The organism is Streptomyces spiralis (assembly GCF_014654675.1).
Lineage (GTDB): Bacteria > Actinomycetota > Actinomycetes > Streptomycetales > Streptomycetaceae > Streptomyces > Streptomyces spiralis.
Map to the genome: position 1 here is coordinate 15,234 of NZ_BNBC01000008.1, position 20,704 is coordinate 35,937.

The following is a 20,704-nucleotide window of genomic DNA, read 5'->3' on the forward strand; positions in this document are numbered from 1 at the left end:
TCTGTGGAACGACAGCGAAGATCTGCCCCGCGTCAGGGCGGGCGGGATTGTGCCACGTGATCTCGTGCTCATAGCTTCGTTTTCATGAGCATGACACGAAGAGGGATTCTCAAGGGCCTGGCCGCCGCGCCGTTCGTCTCCGCCGCCGGCGCCCTGCTGACTCCCACCGTCGCCGAGGCGGCCACCATCGACGCGGGCCAGTTCGCCCTCACCAGCCGATCCGGCAACAGCTACGGGGAGTTCGCCGACCTGACCGCCGGCCTGGCGGCCAAGCTGCCCACGGTGGACGCGGCCGCCGTCATCGCCGCCACCAACCGCAACGCCACCCACCTCGGCAGCGCCCCCGGCACCGTCGAGGCGTTCTCGACCGGGTTCACCTGGGACGGCGGCGACCAGGCGGTCGAGTACTGGATCCCGCAGGGCGTCACGACCAGCGCGGACGCCTACGGCGACGGGCTCTACCCCTCGGGCGGCAGCAAGAAGGTCGTGCTCGTCTCCTGGTACTTCGAGACCGACCCCGACGGCGACGGCGTCGACGAGTACGCGGTCGACAAGGGCATCCGCCTCACGTTCGTCGACTACACCACCGCCTCCACTCCGACGTACCGGCACGTCCTCCTGGTCGAGCCGGTCAGGACCGGCAGCGGGGAGTACTCGTTCAACCCCATCCGCAAGCACGCCGGCGGCATCATGTGGTACGGCGACCTGCTCTATGTCGTCGACACCTACAAGGGGTTGAGGGTGTTCGACCTCAACACCCTCCTCACGGTCGCCACCGGTGTGGACGTGTGCGGTCTGCACACCGACGGGAACTACTACGGCTACGGGTACCAGTACGTCCTGCCGCAGAGCCACGCCTACGACAACGCGGGAAAGTACCTGCGCTACACCACGATCGGGCTCGACCGCGCCGGCACCCCCGACAGCCTGGTGATCAGCGAGTACTCCACGTCCGGCACCGTCAGCTACACGGACGGCGCCTTCAGCGGCACGGGCGTCGCCACGACCACGCCCAAGGTGGTCCGCTGGAACCTCGACTACACCGACCGGCTGCCGGCCTCGCTCACCGCGTCGGAGGCCGTCACCGTCGCCCAGCAGAAGATCCAGGGCGTCGTCTCGCGCGGCAGCAAGCACTACCTCTCGGTGAGCGCCGGACCGTCCACGAAGGGCGCGCTGCGCACCTTCGACTCCGGTGCCTCGAGCGCGACCACGGTCTGCGACCTGGGCATCGGCTGCGAGGACCTCAGCTACCACAGCAGCGCCGCCGCCGGCTGGGCCTACAGCGAGTCCGTGATCTGGAACGTCAGCGAGTACGCGGGCAAGCGCTACGTCTACGCGGTCCACGCCGACGGTTCGTAACGGAACGAGGGCCGCCCCGGGGCGCGTACGGGATACCCTTCCGCGCGCGCCGTCGGGGCGGCCTTCCTGTGCGCGGCGAGGGCCCTGAGGGCGCTCAGTTATCAATTAATTATGCAAATATCTTGACGCGGTGCGCCGTCGCTCCGAGACTGACCGGCGTGCGACTCACTGACGCGGTAGCAATCGACTCCCGGCGGCGCCTGCGCCCCGCCGGCATCGCCTTCGGCGGCGACTACAACCCTGAGCAGTGGCCTGAGGAGGTGTGGTCCGAGGACATCGCCCTGATGAAGGAGGCGGGCGTCACCATGGTGACCGCCGGCATATTCTCCTGGGCGAAGGTCGAACCGAGACCGGGCGAGTACGACTTCGCCTGGTTCGACCGGGTCATGGACAACCTCGCCGGCGCGCAGGTGGCCGTCTGCCTGGCGACCATGACCGCCTCGCCGCCGCCCTGGCTCACCCGGCTGCACCCCGAGATCCTGCCGCGGACCGCCGACGGCCGGCTCATGTGGCCCGGCGGGCGGCAGCACTACTGCCCCTCCAGCCCCGTCTACCGCCGGTACGCCACCCGCCTCGTCGAGCGGCTCGCCACCCGGTACGCCGACCACCCCGCGCTGGAGATGTGGCACATCGGCAACGAGTACGGCTGCCACACCCCCATGTGCTGGTGCGAGGAGTCCGCCGCCGACTTCCGGCGCTGGCTCCGCGACCGCTACGACACCGTCGAGGCGCTCAACAACGCCTGGTCGACGGCGTTCTGGTCCCAGCGCTACGACACCTTCGACGAGGTCCTGCCGCCGCGCCTGGCGCCCACCTTCCCCAACCCCGCCCAGCAGCTGGACTTCGCCCGCTTCAGCGACGACGCGCTGCTGCGGTGCTACCTCGCCGAGAAGGAGGTGCTGCGCCGGGTCACCCCCGACGTCCCGGTGACCACCAACTTCATCGGTGTGCACAAGCCGGTCGACTCCTTCCGCTGGGCCGCCGAGGAGGACGTCGCCTCGGTCGACGTCTACCAGGACCCGCACAGCGACGACACCCACATCGCGGCCGGCTTCGCCTTCGACGTCACCCGCTCCGCCCGCGGCGGCGAGCCGTGGATGCTGATGGAGCAGGCGCCCGGTGCGGTCAACTGGCGCGACCGCAACGGCCCCAAGCCGCCCGGCCGGATGCGGCTGTGGAGCTGGCAGGCGGTGGCCCAGGGCGCGGACGCGGTGCTGTACTTCCAGTGGCGGCAGTCCCGGGGCGGGGCCGAGAAGTTCCACTCGGCGATGGTCCCGCACGGCGGCACCGAGACCCGTATCTTCCGCGAGGTGCGGGAACTGGGCCGGGAGCTGGCCTCGGTGCCGCGGATCGCCGGGTCGCGCTGCACGGCCGACGTCGCCCTGGTCATGGACTGGAACAGCTGGTGGGCGCTGGAACTCGACTCGCACCCGTCGACCGCCCTGGACCAGATGGAGATCAACCTCGCCCACTACCGGCCGCTGTTCGAGGCGGGCATCACCTGCGACGTCGTACCGCCCGACCGCGATCTGTCCGGCTACCGCCTGGTCGTCGTGCCCAACCTCTACCTGCTGAGCGAGCCCGACGCCCGGCGGCTGACCGACTACGTGCGCGACGGCGGGCACCTGCTCGTCTCGTTCTTCTCCGGCATCGTCGACGACTGCGACCGCGTCCACCTGGGCGGATACCCCGAGCCGCTGCGCGAGGCGCTGGGCGTGCGCGTCGAGGAGTTCTGGCCGCTGCCCGAGAACGGCACGGTGCGGGTGCGGCTCGAGGACGGCACCGTCGCACACGCGGACCTGTGGTCGGAGGAGGTGGTGACCGAAGGTGCGCAGACCGCCGCCGAGTTCGACTCCGGACCCCTGGCCGGACGGCCCGCCGTCACCCGCAACCGGTACGGCGCGGGCAGCGCGTGGTACGTCGCCACGCGTCCGGAGCCGCGGGCCATGCGCGCGGTGACGGACGAGGTGTGCCGTACCGCCGGCGTCGGCCCGGTGCTCCCCGGGCTTCCCGCCCAGGTCCAGGCGACCGTCCGCGAGGGCGACGGCGGGCGGTTCCTCTTCCTCCTCAACCACGGTGCCGAGCCCGCCGAGGTGAGCCTGCCGGAGCCGATGACCGACCTCCTCGCTCAGGGGACGGCCCCCTCGGACCGGATCACCCTGCCCGGGGCCGGAGCGGCCGTCCTCACCACGCCGTGAAGCAAGGGACACACATGGACACCACCACAGCGACCCGCAGGTCCGTCCTGCGGTGGGGCACCGGCGCGGCGGCGTCGCTCGCGGCCGCGTCGGCGCTGACCGCCTGCGGCCAGTCCGTCGGCGCCGCCCGCACCACGAAGCAGGCGCCCGCACGCCCGGGCCGCAAGGTCAGGCTCGTGTTCTGGACGTGGGTGCCGATGCAGAAGACCGTCGACCTGTGGAACCGCACCCACCCCGACATCCAGGTCGACCTGCAGATCATCCCGGCCAACGTCCAGGGCGGCTACCAGAAGATGTACTCCGCGCTGAACGCCGGGGACGCGCCGGACCTGGCACAGGTGGAGTACTACGAACTGCCCGCCTTCATGCTGGTCAACGGCCTGACCGACCTGAGCGCGTACGGCGCCGACGCGCTGCGCGGCAGCTATGTGCCCTGGCAGTGGAACCAGGGCGTCTTCGGCGGCCGCGTGTACACCGTCCCGCAGGCCTCCGGGCCGATGGGCCTGTTCTACCGCGCCGACCTCTTCGCGAAGTGGGGCATCGACGTGCCCACCACCTGGACGGGGTTCGAGCAGGCCGCCCGCGTCGTCAAGGCCCGCGGCGACGGGGCCCGGATGTGCGCCTTCGCACCCACTCAGCCGGCCTGGTTCGCCGCGATGTGCTGGCAGCACGGCGCACGGTGGGTCCGCACCGAGGGCGACAGCTGGATCATCGACATGGACGACCATCTCTCCCGCGAAGTCGCCGACTACTGGGAGAAGATGATCCACGACGACCTCGTCATCGTCGAACCGGACATGTCCAGCGCCTGGTACGCCCAGCTCCAGACCGGACGCATCGTCGCCTGGGTCGGACCGCAGTGGGGTGACGCCCTGCTGCGCGGCAACGCCCCGAACACCTCGGGCAAGTGGCGGGTCGCCCCACTGCCCCAGTGGAAGGCCGGCGACAACACCTCCGCGAACTGGGGCGGCTCGTCCACCGCGATCCTCCAGGGCAGCCGCCACCCGCGCGAGGCGCTGCGGTTCGCCCACTGGGTCAACACCGACCGGCAGGCCATCGACCTGAACGTGGCCGCCGGGTACGGCTGGCCCGCCGCCGCGAACGCCTTCCGCGGCTCCGCGCTCGACAAACCCGACCCGTTCTTCGGCGGCCAGCGCTACAACGACGTCTTCGCCGCGTCCGACAAGGCCGTCGACACCTCCTGGAAGTGGTCGCCCACCTCCGACGCGGACTTCGGCCACCTCCAGAACAACATCGGCGCCGCCGTCGCCGGACAGGGCGGGCTCGTCTCGTCCCTGGCCGACGCCCAGAAGCGGGCCGTGCAGGACCTGCTGGCCAAGGGCCTGAAGGCGAGGAGCGCGCGATGAGCAGTACGACCGACGACACGGCAGCGGGCACGGTCCGCAGACAGCGGTCGGCCCGGCCGGACCGGGCCGCGTGGGGATTCGTCCTCCCCTTCTGTGCCCTCTTCCTGTTCACCTTCGTCCTGCCCATCGGCTACGCGATCTACGAGAGCCTGCTCAAGCCGGTCCGTTCCGGGCCGCTCGGCCTGGGCCCGGCACACATCGGCTTCGCCGGCCTGAGCAACTACACCCTCGCCCTGAAGCAGCAGGACTTCCTGGACAGCTTCGGGCGGGTGCTGCTCTTCGCCGTCGTCCAGATCCCCGTGATGCTGCTGCTGGCCACCGTGCTGGCGCTGGTGCTCGACACCCTCTCCAGCCGCTGGGCGTCCTTCCTGCGCGCCGCGTACTTCCTGCCGTACGGGGTGCCGGGCGTCATCGCCTCGATCCTGTGGGGCTTCCTCTACGTCCCCGGCGTCAGCCCGATCGTCGACCTGCTGGGCAAGGCCGGCCTGAGCCCCGACTTCCTCGGCTACAACAGCGTCCTGTGGTCCATCGCCAACATCGTGATCTGGGAGTTCACCGGCTACAACATGCTGGTGATCATCGCCCAGCTCAAGGCGATCCCGCAGGAGTTGTACGAGGCCGCCCGCATCGACGGGGCCAACGCCTGGCAGACGGCGCTGCGCGTCAAGATCCCGCTGGCCCGCCCCGCACTCGTCCTCACCGGCGTGTTCTCCATCATCGGCACCTTGCAGCTGTTCGCCGAGCCGCTGGTGCTCAAGCCGCTCGCCTCGGCGATCACCACCTCGTACACACCGAACCTGAGCGCCTACAACGAGGCGTTCGCCAACAACAACATCTACCTCGCCGCGGCCGAGTCGGTGATCCTCGCCCTGGTGGCGAGCGTGCTCTCGTTCGGCTTCCTCAGCCTGGTGGGCCGCGGCGAAAGGAGCGAACGGTGAGCGTCTCCGCACCGGGTATCGACGACAGCGTGGCCGGCTCCGCCGCCACCCCCGGAGCCGTCGGCGGCAGCCGTGCCCGCACCTCGCGCGCGGGGTTCACGCCCTCCAGGATCCTGCTGGTGGCTTTCCTCGCCATCGCGGCGCTGTACTTCCTGCTGCCCGTGTACTGGCTCGTGGTGGCCTCCACCAAGAGCACGGCGAAGCTGTTCGGCAGCTTCGGGCTGTGGTTCTCCGACCCGCACTGGCTGCACAACCTCTCGCAGGTCTTCTCCTACGACAGCGGCATCTTCTGGAAGTGGACCCTCAACAGCATCCTGTACGCGGGCGTGGGCGGCGCGCTGGCGACGCTGCTCGCCGGGGCGGCGGGGTTCGCGCTGGCCGTCTACCGCTTCCGCGGACGTGAGGCCGTCTTCAAGGCCGTGCTCGCGGGCGTCCTGCTGCCCACCACCGCGCTCGCGCTGCCGATGTACCTGCTGTTCAGCAAGGTGGGGCTGGCAAACACCCAGTGGGCGGTGCTGATCCCCAGCATGGTCAGCCCGTTCGGGGTGTACCTGTGCCGGATCTACGCGGAGGCGGCGGTTCCGGCCGAGGTGCTGGAGGCGGCGCGCGTGGACGGCGCGGGGGAGGGGCGGATCTTCTCCACCGTCGTCCTGCGCATGATGACGCCCGCGCTGGTGACCGTCTTCCTCTTCCAGTTCGTCGGCATCTGGAACAACTACTTCCTGCCGCTGGTGATGCTCTCCGACGACACGAAGTACCCGATCACCCTCGGACTGACCGCATGGCAGTCGGCGGCCGACCGGCACCCCGAGCTGTACCAGCTCACGGTGGGTGGGGCGTTCGTCTCGATCCTGCCGCTCGCCGCCGCGATGCTCGTGCTCCAGCGCTACTGGCGCTCCGGACTCACCCAGGGCAGCGTCAAGGGCTGAGCCGCGCGCGGTGCCGGACGCCGGTCGTGCTGTCCCCGTTTCGCCGGCACCGTGAGAGGTGTGCCGCGGAACAGAGGGCGGTGGTGCGGATGGTGATCCATGTCCTCGTGGCCGACGACAGCGAGATCGTGCGCCGCGGGATCAGCGACGTGCGTCCCGTTCGTCCGGAGCAGGGCATGACCTTCGTTCCGGGCGGACGTAATCTTCGTCGCGGCCGGGACCGTCCCGCCGACCGGCGGTCCTGGCCGCCGGCCTCCTGCAAGGCGGTGCTCGTGCCCGCTTCGGTGCGTGCCTGCTCGGGCGTATTCAGGGTCGGCCCCATGACGGCTCGCACCGTCTTCCGACCGCGTCCGGGGCCGTCCTTCACGTGTACGCCTCGTAGCCCTCCTCCTCGAGCCGGTCGGCGAGTTCGGGCCCGCCGGAGTCGGCGATGCGGCCGTCGGCGAAGACGTGGACGTGGTCCGGGTGGACGTAGCGCAGGATGCGTGTGTAGTGGGTGATCAGCAGGGTGGCCACCGTTCCGGTGGCCCGCACCCGGTTGACGCCCGCGGAGACGACGCGCAGCGCGTCGATGTCCAGGCCGGAGTCGGTCTCGTCGAGGATGGCGATCTTCGGTTCGAGCAGTTCGAGCTGGAGGATCTCGTGGCGCTTCTTCTCACCACCGGAGAAGCCCTCGTTCACGTTGCGCTCGGCGAAGGCCGGGTCGATCTGCAACCGCTCCATGGCCTCGCGGACCTCCTTCACCCAGATGCGCAGCCTGGGTGCCTCACCACGGACGGCGGTGACGGCCGAGCGAAGGAAGTTGGACATGGAGACGCCGGGAACCTCCACGGGGTACTGCATGGCGAGGAACATCCCGGCCCGGGCCCGTTGGTCGACCTTCATCGCCAGCACGTCCTCGCCGTCCAGCGTGACCGAGCCCGAGGTGACGTGGTACTTGGGGTGCCCGGCGAGGGCGTAGGCGAGGGTGGTCTTGCCGGAGCCGTTGGGGCCCATGATGGCGTGGGTCTCGCCCTGGCGTACGGTCAGGTCGACGCCGTGCAGGATCTCGCGCGGTCCGGCGTCGGTGAGGACCGCGCAGCGCAGGTCGCGGATGTCGAGGGTGGCCATAAGCGCTTCACCTCACCTTCTCGCGGCACGAGCGGCTCACGTGCCACACGCTGGTGATGCCCGGCGCGCCCCGTGCTCACCCACACCGGTCCGCGCCGGTGCGGCACCGGGGCCCGGGGCGCGGCGCGCGGGCGGGCGTCCTGGCAGGTCAGGGCGCGGCTACGCTCGGGACCACGATGAAGAACGACGTGATCCCGCTGGGCCCCAAGGCCGACAAGGCCACCGTCAGACGGCACAACCTCAGCCTGGTCCTGCGGACGGTGCACGACGCGGGCGAGGTGACCAGGGCCCGGATCGCCACCCGGGCCGGCCTGACCCGGGCCGCGGTGTCGTCCCTGGTCGAGCAGCTGCTGGAGTGCGGGTTCCTCACCGAGTCCGGCAAAACGAGCAGCGGGCAGGCGGGGCGCCCCGGCACGGTCCTCGAGGTGGCCCGGACGGGCCCGGCGGGGCTGGGCGTCGAGATCAACGTCGACTACATCGCCGTCTGCGTCGTCGATCTCGCCGGCACCGATCGCGTCCGGCTGGTGGAGCACGCCGACAACCGCGGGGTGCCGCCGTCCCAGGTGCTGACGCGTGCGGCCCGGCTGGCCGCCCGGGCCCTCGGATCGGCCGCCGAGCAGGGACTCCGGCCGGTCGGAGCCCATGTCGCGGTGCCGGGCCTGGTCACCGGGGGCACCGTCCGCCAGGCCCCCAACCTCGGCTGGAAGCGGGTCGCCGTCGAGGGACCGTTCGCCCGGGCGCTGTCGGCGCTGCGGCCCGCGCACCGGGCGCTGCCGGTCAGCTCCGACAACGAGGCCAACGCCGCCGCGCTCGCCGAGCTCTGGTACGGCGCCGGAACCGAGGGAGTGCGGAGCTTTCTGTACGTGTCCGGTGAGATCGGCATCGGCGGTGCCCTGGTCCTCGAGGGCGAGCTGCTGCGCGGCGCACACGGTTTCGCCGGCGAGATCGGGCACATGGTGGTCGACCCGGAGGGCCCGCAGTGCCGGTGCGGGGCCCGGGGCTGTCTGGAGCAGTACGCCGGTCAGGCCGCTCTGCTGAAGGCGGCGGGCCTCGACACGGAGGCGGGCGCGCCGGGCGTCGCCGAGCTCCGGCGGCGGGCAGGGCGCAAGGACTCCGCCGCGCTGGCCGCGACGGAACGGGCCGGGCGGCACCTCGGCGTGGTGCTGTCCGGCGTGGTGAACCTCTTCGACCCGGACGCGGTGATGCTCGGCGGCGTCTACCGGGAGCTGGCCCCGTGGCTCGCCCCGGCCGTCGACGGCGAACTCGCGCGCAGGGTGGTGTCGGGCCTGTGGAGCGAGGACCGGAACCGGCTGCGGGCCGCCTCCCCGCTGGGCGACGCGGCCCGCGGCGCGGCGGGCGCCGTCGTCAGGGAGGTCCTCGCCGATCCGCCGGCCCACGCCGAGCGCGCGGGGGCCTGACGCTCAGGCCCCCGCGCGCTCGGCATGGGGTGGTGATCAGCTTCTGCCGGAGAGACGTGGGCCGGTCACTTGACGGAGCCGCCGGTGATGCCCGCGGCGATGTACTTCTGCGCGAGCACGAGCAGGATCGCCGCCGGCACCGCGGACAGCACGGAAGCGGCCATCACCGAGCCCCAGTCGCCGACGTGCGCTCCGATGTACTGGTAGATGCCGAGCGTGACCGGCTTGACGTCGTCGGTCGTGTTCAGGGTGAGCGCGAACATGAAGTCGCTCCAGGAGAACAGGAACGCGAACAGGCCCGAGGTGATCAGCGAGTTGCGGCTCATCGGCAGCACCACCCGGACGAACGTCCGCACCGGCCCGGCTCCGTCCATCTGCGCCGCCTCGATCACCTCGCCCGGGATCGACACCATGAAGGACCGCATCAGCACGATGGAGAACGGGATGCCGAGCGAGGCGTCCGCCAGCATCAGGCCGAAGTAGGAGTTGACCAGGCCCAGGTCGACGTACGTGTTGTAGAGCGCGTTGGCGATGACGATGCCCGGCACCATCTGGGTGATCAGCGTGCCGAACACGATCGTCCGCGAGCCGCGCAGCCCGAACCGGGCCAGCCCGTACGCCGCCGGGGCCGAGATCGCCAGACAGATGACGACCGCGCCGAGCGAGACGGCCAGCGAGGTCAGCAGGTGGCTGCCCTGGTCGCTGAAGGCCTTGGAGAAGCCGGACAGGTCCAGGCTGCCCGGCACCGGGTCGACCTGGAGCAGACCCGAGTCCGGCTGGAGGGCGGTGTTGAGCATCCAGTACAGCGGGAAGAGCATCACGCACAGGATGAGCACGCCGGCGATGGTCGAACCCCAGCGGCGCCTGGATGTGGTGGGCGTGGGCGAGGCCATGGACGTCACTTCCCCTCGCTGCGGTTGGCCCGCAGGTAGAACACCGCGAACACCGCGGAGACCAGGATGAGTACGTTGCCGACGACCGCGCCGGCCCCGAAGTCCAGCTGCACGAACGAGTTCTGGTAGGTGAGCGTGCCCAGGGTCTGGGTGGCGTCGGCCGGGCCGCCGTCGGTCAGGGCGAGGATCAGGTCGAGGATCTTCACCGTCGACATGAAGCCGAGCACCAGGACGACCGTGATCACCGGCCTGAGCATCGGCAGCGTGACGGACCGGAAGGACCGCCAGGCCGAGGCGCCGTCCAGGGAGGCCGCCTCGTAGAGCTCCTTGGGGATCTCCTGGAGACCGCCGTAGAGGATGACCATGTTGAACGGGATGCCGATCCAGATGTTGACCAGGATCACCGACAGCAGGGCCATGCCGGGGCTGGTCAGCCACGGGGTGTGGCCGCCCAGGCCGATCGTGTCCAGGAACGAGTTCAGTACGCCCGTGTCCTGGTCGAGGATGCGCCGCCACACGATGCCGGACACCACCATGGGCACCAGCCAGGGAAGCAGGATCAACGACCGCAGCACGCCGTTGAGAGGGAACCGCCGGCTGAAGAACACCGCGAGCGCCAGGCCGATGCAGAACTGCCCGAGCAGCGACCCGGCGGTGAACACCAGCGTGTGCCACAGCGCCTTGCCGAACAGGGCGTCCTGGAAGACCTTCGACCAGTTGTCGACGCCGTTGAAGGGGGCCTCGCCGGTGAAGAAGGTCTTCGGCGTGTAGTGCTGGAAGCTCATCACGACGTTGCGGACGAGCGGATAGCCGAAGAACAGCAGCATGAAGACGACCGCGGGGGCGACGAACCCCCACTGCGCGAGGCGGCGCCGCAGCCGGAGCCGTCGCGGATCCGAGGCGCCGGAGGTCTGCCGCGCCGCGGAGGGCGCGGTGACGGTGACGGTGGACGTGGTCATGGACGCGTACCTCAGTTCCCGCTGGTGGCCCGCTGCTGGGCGCGCTTCAGGGCGGACGTGCTGGACTCGCCGGTCAGGGCCGACTGGAAGGCGCTCTGCAGGGCGAGCGACACGCTCGACCACCCGGCGCCGACCTCGGCCGTACGGGAGCGGGCCGCAGCGACCTGGTCGGCGAGGGCGTCCAGCTCGGGCACCCGCTTGCGCCACTGTGCGGCGGCCTTCTCGTTGGCCGGAACCATCCAGCTGTTGAGCGCGTAGGTCAGCTGCTCCTTCTCACTGGACAGGCAGGCGACGATCCTCCCGGCCGTCTTCTCCCGCGCCCTGTCCCCGGTGTCGGGCACGGTCAGTACCGCACCGCCGAGGGGGCCCACGGACTTGTCCCCGGCCTTCGGCACCGGGATCCGCGCGATGCCCCAGTGCAGCGACTTCTTGGTGTTGAGCGTCTCGACCTGCCACGGGCCGTTGATCATCATCGCCGCGTTGCCCGCCATGAACTGGTCGTTGACGTCCGCCTGGGTCCAGCTGACCGTCGACTTCGACAGCGAGTGGTCCTTCAGCAGGGACTTCCAGAAGTCCAGGGCCTCGACCACCCGGGGTCCGTCGAGCTGTCGCTCGTCGCCGCCGTTGGACCACATGAACGGCGTGAACTGGAAGACGCCGTCCTCGGCGCCGCCCGCGCTGAGCGCCAGGCCGTACTGCTTGCCGTGGGTGAGCGTGCGCGCACTCTCGCGCAGCTCGTCCCAGGTGGTGGGGACCTTCAGGCCGGCCTTGGCGAGGATGTCCTTGTTGTAGAACAGCGCGAGCGTGTTCACCGATCGGGCCGCGCCGTAGTAGGTCCCCTTGTAGGAGCCGAAGTTCACGATGCCCTGGGGGATGTCACCGGTGCCCAGGCCCAGCGTCCTGAGGTCGATCAGCCCGCCGGCCTCGGCGAACGTCGGCATCTCGGAGGCGTCGAACTGCACGATGTCCGGCAGCGACTTCGAGGACGCCATGCGCAGCGACTTGGTCATCACCTGCGCGGCCGGGACGCTCTGCTGCTCGATCGTGACGCCGAGCTGCTTGCCGCACCGGGCCATCGCCTCGGCGTCCCAGCGGTGGTAGGTCTCGTCGGTCGATGAGTTCAGCACGGTGTAGGTGTCGCTGTCGGGCTGCCGGCCGCATCCGCTCAGGGCCGCCCCGGCGACCAGCACGGAGACGACGGCGAGCGGTACCACCGCCCGGTGGGAGCGTCCGCCGCGGCACGCGGTGGCCGGATCCCGTCCCTGCCGGCCGACGGTCCACGACGTGAACCGGTACCGGGTGGTGGCGTTGAAGCGCTTCGACATCCTGCGGCCCTTGCTGTCGTATCGCCCGGCGGTCGTGCCGGTGCCTTTGTTTGCTGGGATGACTAATACGGCAATCGCTCGCGCCGCGCTAGACCCGAACCCGTGTTGGTTCGCGCACGGTCCGAAGCGGAACTCTGTGTTCGTCGGGAGGAATCTGCTGGTCAAGCGGGTGATCGCGGTTCAGTGTGCCTCCGTCCGCCATTTGTTTTGTGTACGATCAAAATCCGGGCGACAGCCTCCGAAGTCCCCGCCGAACAGCCCCGCTCCCCCGAGGAAGACCATGAAGTTCACCAACGGGTTCTGGCGCATCCGCGACGGCGTCCAGCTCGCGTACGCCACCGAGGTACGCGATCTGCGCATCGAATCGAAGCGCTTCACTACCTGGGCCGCCGCACAGAAGGTGACCCGCAGAGGGGACACGCTCAACGCGCCGCTGCTCACCGTCGACTGCTTCTCACCCGCCGAGGGCGTCATCGGTGTGCGCGTCACCCATCACGCCGGCCGCCGGCACCCGGGCCCGGACTTCGCCCTCGCGGCCGAGCCCGGCGGCGCGGGCGAGGTGCGCCAGGAGGGCACCGTCACCGAGCTGGTCAGCGGCCCGCTGACCCTGCGCCTGGACCGCGCCGCCCCCTGGACCCTGACCTTCCACGACGCCGACGGGCGGGAGCTGACCCGGGCGGGCCGCAAGGGCACCGCCTTCGCCACCACCGACGACGGCGCCCACCACGTCCTCGGCCAGCTCACGCTCGGCGTCGGCGAGCAGATCTACGGACTCGGCGAGCGCTTCACCCCGTTCGTCAAGAACGGCCAGGTGGTCGACGTCTGGCAGGCCGACGGCGGCACCAGCAGCGAGCAGGCGTACAAGAACATCCCCTTCTACCTGTCCTCGCGCGGCTACGGCGTCTTCGTCAACCACCCCGGCGCGGTCTCCTTCGAGGTCGGCTCCGAGTCCGTCGGCCAGGTGCAGTTCAGCGTCGAGGACCAGACGATGGAGTACTACGTCGTCGCCGGCCCCACCCCCAAGGATGTCCTCACCCGCTACACCGCCCTGACCGGCCGCCCGGCCCTGCCGCCCGCCTGGTCCTTCGGCCTGTGGCTGACCACCTCCTTCACCACCGACTACGACGAGCGGACGGTCATGTCCTTCGTCGACGGCATGGCCGAGCGCGGCATCCCGCTGTCCGTCTTCCACTTCGACTGCTTCTGGATGCGCGAGTACCAGTGGTGCGACTTCGAGTGGGACCCCGAGGTCTTCCCCGACCCGGAGGGCATGCTCGCCCGGCTGAAGGCCAAGGGCCTGAAGGTCAGCGCCTGGATCAACCCGTACATCGCGCAGAAGTCCCCGCTGTTCGAGGAGGCCGCCGAGCTCGGGCACCTGGTGCGCCGGCCGAACGGCGACGTGTGGCAGTGGGACCTGTGGCAGGCCGGCATGGGGCTGGTCGACTTCACCAGCGCCGACGCCCGGGCCTGGTTCCAGTCCAAGCTGAAACCGCTGCTCGACCAGGGCGTGGACTGCTTCAAGACGGACTTCGGCGAGCGCATCCCCACCGACGTGGTCTGGCACGACGGCTCCGACCCGGAGCGGATGCACAACTACTACACCCACCTGTACAACCAGACGGTCTTCGAACTCCTGGAGAAGGAGCGCGGCCAGGGCGAGGCCGTGCTCTTCGCCCGCTCCGCGACGGCGGGAGGCCAGCAGTACCCCGTGCACTGGGGCGGCGACTGCTGGTCGTCCTTCGAGGCCATGGCCGAGTCGCTCAGGGGCGGTCTGTCCCTGTCCCTGAGCGGCTTCGGCTTCTGGAGCCACGACATCGGGGGCTTCGAGGGCACGCCCGACCCGGCGGTCTTCAAGCGCTGGCTGGCCTTCGGCCTGCTGTCCTCTCACAGCCGCCTGCACGGCTCGACCTCGTACCGGGTGCCGTGGGAGTTCGGTGACGAGGCCGTCGACGTCGCCCGCCGGTTCACCCTGCTCAAGCACCGCCTCATGCCCTATCTGTACGGTGCCGCCGTCGAGGCCCACCGCACCGGCGTACCGGTGATGCGGCCCATGGTCCTGGAGTTCCCGCACGATCCGGCGTGCCGCCCGCTGGACCGCCAGTACATGCTGGGCCGCGACCTCCTGGTCGCCCCGGTGTTCACCGAGGACGGAGAGGTGGAGGTCTACCTCCCCGAGGGCACCTGGACCCATCTCCTCAGCGGCGAACGGGTCACCGGCCCCGTGTGGCGCACCGAACGGCACGGCTACGACAGCCTTCCGCTGTACGTCCGTGAGGGCGCCGTTCTGCCGCTGGCCGCCGACGAACGGCGGCCCGACGGCGACTGGCTGGACGGCCCCACCCTGCTCGTCCACCCCCCGGCCTCGGCCGAATACACCACCGAGGCCGGCGTGCCCGACCCGACCGGCGCACCGGCGGCCGTGTTCCGCGTCCGCCGCGAGGGCGACCTGCTCACCGTCACGGCGGACGGCACCGACCGGCCGTTCACGGTGCGGGTCGCCGGCGGCGCGAGCGCGCAGGGGACGGGCACGGTGACCGTGCCGCTGCACTGACCCCCGCGCCGGGCCGGGCGGCGGGCGTCGTACGCTCGTCGCCCGTCACACCATGGGCGTGTCGGAGCCCTCGCCCTCGCGGTGGAGGAGCTCCGACGGCTCGCCGGCGAGCGGGCCCGGAGACGCCACGGCCGGTCCGGCGGGGCCGGGCAGCCCCGAACGGGCCGCCGGGTCGAGCAGCGCCTGGTAGGGGCCGACGGCCGGAATGCCGATGCTGTGCAGAGCGGCCCAGACCGTCACCTGGTTCGCGGACAGCACCGGGATCCGCAGCTCCGCCTCCAGCTGCGGGATCACGTCGTACGTGGGCAGATTGGTGCAGCTGATGAACAGCGCGTCGGCGCCGTCGGCCACGCCGCCGCGCGCCATGTCCAGCACGGCCTGGTACGGCACGCGCCAGATCTCCCCGGTCAGTCCGAGGTAGGCGCGCCCGGTCACGGTCACGCCGCCCTCGGCCAGATAGACCTCCAGCGCGTCGGTGAGCGACCTGGTGTACGGGGTGATGACCGCGACCCTGCGGGCGCCGAACTCGGCCAGTGCGTCGAGCAGCGCGCCGGAGGTGGTAGTCGCCGGGATCGGCACCGCCTGGCGCATCGCCGCGCACATGGACCGCTCACCGGCGATGCCGTCGATGAAGCTGCCCGACGTGCAGGCGTAGGCCACCGCCTCGGGTCCGACGGCGCTCAGCGTGAGCACCGCGTCCCGCAGGGTCCGGTGCTCGCTGACGATCCTGGCCATGTCCGGGGACACCTCGACCGGAACGTACGGTGTGCGCGTCAGATGGAGCGAGACGTCGTCCGGCACCCAGCGCCACAGCTCCCGGTCCAGGGCGAAGTCGAACGGCGCGACGACCCCGAGACCGCGCTGCGGAGCGGGACCGCCGAGAACGGTGATGTCCAAGGCAACTCCTGGTGGGTGCTGGTCGGGTTCTGGTCGGGAGGGAACGACGTGACACCGCACGTGCCGCCTCCCGCAACACGGCCGTGCCGCTTGCGCGTTCGGCGGCGTCGAGGCGTCGCGCGGCCGTCGTGACACCGGCGCCCGCCGACGGCGACGTGGTGCCTACGAGCGCCAGTGTGAGGTCGGGCCCGACCGCAGGACCAGCAAGATTTTCCAGCGGCTGCCGTTAGTGTTCCTACATGTTCGAAGTACGGCGGCTCAGGTTGCTCAGGGAGCTGGCCGCGCACGGTACGGTCGCGGCCGCCGCCGAGGCCTGTGCGCTCACTCCGTCGGCGGTCTCGCAGCAGCTCGCGTTGCTCGAACGGGAGGCCCGCACCCAGCTGTTCGTCCGGGACGGCAGGCGGCTGCTGCTGACGGAGGCGGCGAAGGTGCTGGTGGCGCACACCGAGATCATCCTGGCCCAGCTGGAGCGGGCCCGCGCGGACGTGTCCGCGCTCGACCACCGGGTGCAGGGCACGGTGCGGCTGGCGGCCTTTCCGAGCGCCGCGAGCGGTGTGGCCGCGCCGGCCATCGCCGCCTGCCGGGCCTACCACCCGGACCTGAACATAGCCCTGAGCGAGGAGGAGCCGGCGCAGAGCCTGGTCGACCTGCGCATGCGCCGTATCGACATCGCTCTGGTGTACGAGTACAACCTGCTGCCCCGGCTGCCGCAGTCGGGCGTCGAACTCCAGGCCGTGCTCCAGGAACCCTTGTTGCTGGCCCTGCCGAGCCGCCACCCGCGCGCCGAAGCCGAGGGACCGCTGACCCTGGAGGCGTTGCGGGACGAGCACTGGATCGCGCCGCGCCGGGACCACTCGCTGCGCACGGTGCTGGAGCGCGCCTGCGCGACCGCGGGCTTCACCCCGCGGCTCGACTACATCAGCGACGACTACACCGTCGTACTCGCGTTGGTGCAGTCCGGACTCGGGGTCTCGCTCGTGCCACCGCTGCTCGTGGAGCAACTGGCCGCGGACGTGACGCTGCGGCCGGTGGAGAACTTCGCGCTGACCCGCACGGTCTCCATCGCCACCCGGGCGGGCAGCGGAGCCGACCCGGCCGTCAACGCCCTGGTCCTGGCCCTGCGCCGGGCGGCCCGCCAGGGCTGACACCGTCTGCCCCGCCGCGGCGGACCGCACGCCGTCCGACTCAGCCGAGCACCTCGGCCACCGCCTCGGACCACAGCCCCAGGCCCTCGCGCACCTGTTCGGCGGTGACCACGAGCGGCGGGATCATGCGGACCACCTGGCCCTGGGCGCCGCAGGTGAGGAGCAGCAGCCCGTGCCGCCCGGCGGCCGCCTGCACCTGGGCGGCGGTCTCGCCGTCGGGTTCGCCGTCCGCCGTGACGAACTCGGTGCCGGCCATCAGCCCGAGCCCGCGCACATCGCCGATCCCCCTGGTGCCGTCCGCCGGGTGGCGGGAGGCGACCTCGCGCAGGCCGGCGACGAGTTCCGCGCCCCGCTCGGCCGAGTTCTCGACCAGCTTCTCGTCCCGGATGACGTCCAGGGTGGCGATCGCCGCCGCGCACGCGACCGCGTTGCCGCCGTAGGTACCGCCCTGCGAGCCGGGCCACGCCTTCTCCATGAGCGCGGTGGGCGCGGCGATGGCGGACAGTGGAAAGCCGCTCGCCAGTCCCTTGGCGGTGACCACGATGTCGGGGCGGACGGCGAAGTGGTCGTGGCCCCAGAACCGACCGGTGCGGCCGAACCCGGTCTGCACCTCGTCGACGATCAGCAGGATGCCGTGCCGGTCCGCCCGCTCCCGCAGGCCCCGCAGGAACGCCGGGGCGGCCGGTACGTATCCGCCCTCGCCGAGCACGGGTTCGACGATGAAGGCCGCCGTGTCGGCCGGGGCGGTGACGGTCGCGAGCAGCTGGTCCAGCTCGCGCAGCGCGAACGCGGTGGCGGTCGCCTCGTCCCAGCCGTAGTGGAAGGCGTAGGGGAACGGGGCGATGGCCACACCCGGCATCAGCGGGCCGAAGCCGGAACGGAACTTGGTCGCCGACGTGGTCAGGGACGCCGCGCCGATCGTCCGGCCGTGGAAGGAGCCCTGGAAGACGACGATGTTGGGCCGGGCGGTCGCCTGCCGGGCCAGCCGCATGGCGGCCTCGACCGCCTCGCTGCCCGAGTTGACGTAGAAGAGCGCGTCCAGGCCCTCGGGCAGCACCTCGCCGAGCCGCTCGGTGAGGGTGAGCAGCGGGCGGTGCAGGACGGTCGTGTACTGGCCGTGGATCAGCGTGGCCACCTGGCGCTGGGCGGCCTCGACCACGCGGGGGTGACAGTGGCCGGTGCTGGTGACGCCGATGCCGGCGGTGAAGTCGAGGTGGGCGCGGCCGTCCTCGTCGTACACATGGACGCCCTCGGCGCGGGCGGCCAGGACGGGGGTGGCCTGCTTCAGGACGGGGGAGAGCTGGCTCATGTCGACTCCCTCGCAGTCGAGGTTGATCGTAGGATTGTCAACAACCTACAGTCATGCAACCATGGGTGGCGCCCGTTGTCCACGACCCCGTCCGACCCGGCCGGCCGGAACCGGCGAGCAGGAAGCGACGCGCCGAGAGTCCGGGCGGGAGTCCCCACAGCACTGGGGGTGCGCAGTGACCACACAGGCGGAACACGAGCGGGCGGTGGTGGACGCCGTTCCCACCGGCCTCTTCATCGGGGGCGGTTGGCGGCCCGCCGCCTCCGGAGCCGTCTTCGAGGTCGAGGATCCCTCGCTGGCCCGGCCGCTGCGCACCGTCGCCGACGCCGAGGCCGCGGACGCCCTCGACGCACTGGCCGCGGCGCACGGCGCCCAGGAGTCCTGGGCCGCCCACCCACCGCGCGAACGCGGCGAGATCCTGCGCCGCGCCTACGAGTTGATCCACGCGCGGATCGACGATCTGGCCCTGCTGATGACCCTGGAGATGGGCAAGCCTCTGACGGAGGCACGCGGCGAGGTGGCCTACGCAGCCGAGTTCTTCCGCTGGTTCGCGGAGGAGGCCGTACGGATCGAGGGCGGCTGCGCCGTCTCGCCGGACGGCAGGGACCGGCTGCTGGTCATGCGCCGCCCGGTCGGGCCGGCACTGCTGATCACACCGTGGAACTTCCCCCTCGCCATGGGCACCCGCAAGATCGGTCCCGCCGTCGCCGCCGGCTGCACCATGGTCGTCAAGCCGGCCGAGCAGACACCGCTGTCCATGCTGGCGCTCGCGGGCATCCTGGCCGAGGCCGGACTGCCCGACGGCGTGCTCAACGTCGTCACCAGCAGCCGGCCGGGCGAGGTGGTCGAACCCCTGATGCGGGACGGCCGGCTGCGCAAGGTCTCCTTCACCGGCTCCACCGCCGTCGGGCGGCTGCTGATCGCCCAGAGCGCGCAGCAGGTGCTGCGGGTGTCGATGGAGCTCGGCGGCAACGCGCCGTTCATCGTCTGCGAGGACGCCGACCTCGACGCGGCGGTCGAGGGAGCGGTGCAGGCCAAGATGCGCAACATCGGCGAGGCGTGCACGGCCGCCAACCGCCTGTACGTGCACGCGAGCCTGGCCGGCGAGTTCGCCCGCCGTCTGGCGCGGCGCATGGGCGGCCTGAGCATCGGGCGCGGCACGGAGCCGGGCGTCGAGGTCGGGCCGCTGATCGACGAGGACGGCCGGGGCAAGGTGCGCCACCTGGTCGGGCAGGCCCTCGACGGCGGGGCCAAGGCGCTGACCGGCGCCGAGTCCCCGGCGGGCGACGGCTACTTCTACGCGCCCACGGTGCTCGTGGACGTCCCCCCGGACGCCGCCCTGCTGCACGAGGAGATCTTCGGGCCCGTGGCGCCGGTCGTCCCCTTCGACGACGAGGACGAGGTGATCGCGGCCGCCAACGCCACACCGTACGGCCTCGTGTCGTACCTCTACACGGAGAACCTGCGGCGCGCCTTCCGGATCTCCGAGCGGCTGGAGACCGGAATGATCGGGCTGAACAAGGGAGTCGTCTCCAACCCCGCGGCCCCGTTCGGCGGCGTCAAGCAGTCCGGGCTCGGCCGCGAGGGCGGCCGGGTGGGCATCGAGGAGTTCCTGGAGACCCGTTACCTGGCGATGCCGATGGACTGACGCCTGCCGACAGGCGACGGGGCACCGCACAGCACACCACCCGAGCGACGCACCGGCCGGGAGGCCGGGGAACGGAGAGCGCCGAGAGATGGACCGCCACATCGAGATCTCCCTGGAGAAGCGCGGAGTCAGCTGCGTGGCCAGGCTGCTGGACGACCGGGCGCCGCGCACCTGCGAGGCGGTGTGGAACGCCCTGCCGCTGGGCAAGGACGTCTTCCACGGCAAGTACGCGCGCAACGAGATCTACACGCTGGTACCGGCGTTCGCGCCGGAGGAACCGGGCACGGAGAACCCGACGATCACACCGATCCCCGGCGACGTCGCCTACTTCTCTTTCGCCCAGTGGCAGTTGAACACCAGCTCGCACGGCTACGCCCAGGGCGGCCGGCCGCAGGCCGCGCAGAAGATCGTGGACCTCGCCGTCTTCTACGAGCGCAACAACCTGCTGCTCAACCCCGACACCGGCTTCGTGCCCGCCACGATCTTCGGCACCATCGTCGAGGGCCTGGACCGCATGGCCGAGGCGGCACAGGACCTGTGGCTGTCCGGTGTGATCGGCGAGTCGCTCGTCTTCCGCCGGGCCTAGGGGGTGACACAGGAGCGGCGGTGACACAGGGCGGTTGCCGGAGGGCCACCGCCCTTGGTGCGTGCGGCAGTC

At 71.2% G+C, this 20,704-nt stretch carries 16 protein-coding genes; 10 read left to right on the forward strand and 6 right to left on the reverse strand.

Annotated elements, in window-relative coordinates; translation table 11 throughout:
* The first annotated feature begins 84 nt into the window (after window positions 1-84).
* The 5 genes from IE318_RS10865 to IE318_RS10885 all read left to right on the forward strand — a co-directional run bounded on the left by IE318_RS10865 (window position 85) and on the right by IE318_RS10885 (window position 6,791).
* Window positions 85-1,359 (forward strand): hypothetical protein, encoded by a 1,275-nt coding sequence (locus IE318_RS10865; RefSeq protein WP_189899081.1) that lies wholly within the window; start codon window positions 85-87, stop codon window positions 1,357-1,359.
* 158 nt (window positions 1,360-1,517) lie between these two features.
* Complete coding sequence (locus IE318_RS10870) at window positions 1,518-3,557, forward strand: beta-galactosidase (RefSeq protein ID WP_189899082.1); 2,040 nt, start codon at window positions 1,518-1,520, stop codon at window positions 3,555-3,557.
* A gap of 14 nt (window positions 3,558-3,571) precedes the next feature.
* Window positions 3,572-4,924 (forward strand): ABC transporter substrate-binding protein, encoded by a 1,353-nt coding sequence (locus IE318_RS10875; RefSeq protein WP_189899091.1) that lies wholly within the window; start codon window positions 3,572-3,574, stop codon window positions 4,922-4,924.
* On the forward strand, window positions 4,921-5,862 hold the full coding sequence (locus IE318_RS10880) for a carbohydrate ABC transporter permease (protein ID WP_189899093.1): 942 nt from the start codon (window positions 4,921-4,923) through the stop codon (window positions 5,860-5,862). Before IE318_RS10875 ends, IE318_RS10880 begins: the two co-directional genes overlap by 4 nt.
* The gene (locus IE318_RS10885; protein WP_373311134.1) at window positions 5,859-6,791 is read left to right on the forward strand and encodes a carbohydrate ABC transporter permease; all 933 of its coding nucleotides are present in this window, start codon (window positions 5,859-5,861) and stop codon (window positions 6,789-6,791) included. The genes IE318_RS10880 and IE318_RS10885 overlap by 4 nt, the downstream gene beginning before the upstream one ends.
* Window positions 6,792-7,154: 363 nt before the next feature.
* Here IE318_RS10885 and sufC read toward each other — a convergent pair whose 3' ends face one another.
* The gene (sufC, locus tag IE318_RS10890) at window positions 7,155-7,901 is read right to left on the reverse strand and encodes a Fe-S cluster assembly ATPase SufC (RefSeq protein ID WP_030181386.1); all 747 of its coding nucleotides are present in this window, start codon (window positions 7,899-7,901) and stop codon (window positions 7,155-7,157) included.
* A 176-nt stretch (window positions 7,902-8,077) separates the two neighbouring features.
* Here sufC and IE318_RS10895 point away from each other — a divergent pair, with 176 nt between their 5' ends.
* Window positions 8,078-9,319: an ROK family transcriptional regulator gene (locus IE318_RS10895; protein WP_189899096.1), complete on the forward strand. Its 1,242-nt coding sequence runs from the start codon at window positions 8,078-8,080 to the stop codon at window positions 9,317-9,319.
* 65 nt (window positions 9,320-9,384) lie between these two features.
* Here the strand turns inward: IE318_RS10895 and IE318_RS10900 are convergent, their stop codons facing one another.
* From IE318_RS10900 to IE318_RS10910, 3 genes are read right to left on the reverse strand one after another with little or no spacing between them, the layout of a single operon-like run.
* Entirely contained in the window at window positions 9,385-10,212 is an 828-nt protein-coding gene (locus tag IE318_RS10900; RefSeq protein WP_030181380.1) for a carbohydrate ABC transporter permease, read from the reverse strand.
* A 5-nt stretch (window positions 10,213-10,217) separates the two neighbouring features.
* Entirely contained in the window at window positions 10,218-11,171 is a 954-nt protein-coding gene (locus IE318_RS10905) for a carbohydrate ABC transporter permease (RefSeq protein ID WP_189899098.1), read from the reverse strand.
* A gap of 11 nt (window positions 11,172-11,182) precedes the next feature.
* Window positions 11,183-12,496 carry an ABC transporter substrate-binding protein gene (locus IE318_RS10910; RefSeq protein ID WP_189899100.1) on the reverse strand — a complete coding sequence of 438 codons (1,314 nt, stop codon included), beginning with the start codon at window positions 12,494-12,496 and terminating at the stop codon, window positions 11,183-11,185.
* Between the two features lie 280 nt (window positions 12,497-12,776).
* Here IE318_RS10910 and yicI point away from each other — a divergent pair, with 280 nt between their 5' ends.
* Window positions 12,777-15,047, forward strand: a complete 2,271-nt coding sequence (gene yicI, locus IE318_RS10915) for an alpha-xylosidase (protein WP_189899111.1) — start codon at window positions 12,777-12,779, stop codon at window positions 15,045-15,047.
* A 45-nt stretch (window positions 15,048-15,092) separates the two neighbouring features.
* Here yicI and IE318_RS10920 read toward each other — a convergent pair whose 3' ends face one another.
* A complete protein-coding gene (locus tag IE318_RS10920) occupies window positions 15,093-15,944 on the reverse strand; it encodes a maleate cis-trans isomerase family protein (RefSeq protein WP_189899113.1) in 852 nt (283 codons plus the stop codon).
* A 239-nt stretch (window positions 15,945-16,183) separates the two neighbouring features.
* On the opposite strand from IE318_RS10920, the gene IE318_RS10925 reads away from it, so the two are divergent.
* On the forward strand, window positions 16,184-17,089 hold the full coding sequence (locus IE318_RS10925) for a LysR family transcriptional regulator (RefSeq protein WP_189899115.1): 906 nt from the start codon (window positions 16,184-16,186) through the stop codon (window positions 17,087-17,089).
* Between the two features lie 40 nt (window positions 17,090-17,129).
* Here IE318_RS10925 and IE318_RS10930 read toward each other — a convergent pair whose 3' ends face one another.
* Window positions 17,130-18,398, reverse strand: a complete 1,269-nt coding sequence (locus tag IE318_RS10930; protein WP_189899117.1) for an aspartate aminotransferase family protein — start codon at window positions 18,396-18,398, stop codon at window positions 17,130-17,132.
* Window positions 18,399-18,573: 175 nt separating this feature from the next.
* On the opposite strand from IE318_RS10930, the gene IE318_RS10935 reads away from it, so the two are divergent.
* Window positions 18,574-20,046 (forward strand): NAD-dependent succinate-semialdehyde dehydrogenase, encoded by a 1,473-nt coding sequence (locus IE318_RS10935; protein ID WP_373311135.1) that lies wholly within the window; start codon window positions 18,574-18,576, stop codon window positions 20,044-20,046.
* Between the two features lie 88 nt (window positions 20,047-20,134).
* The gene (locus IE318_RS10940; protein WP_189899121.1) at window positions 20,135-20,632 is read left to right on the forward strand and encodes a DUF3830 family protein; all 498 of its coding nucleotides are present in this window, start codon (window positions 20,135-20,137) and stop codon (window positions 20,630-20,632) included.
* The last annotated feature ends 72 nt before the right edge of the window (window positions 20,633-20,704 follow it).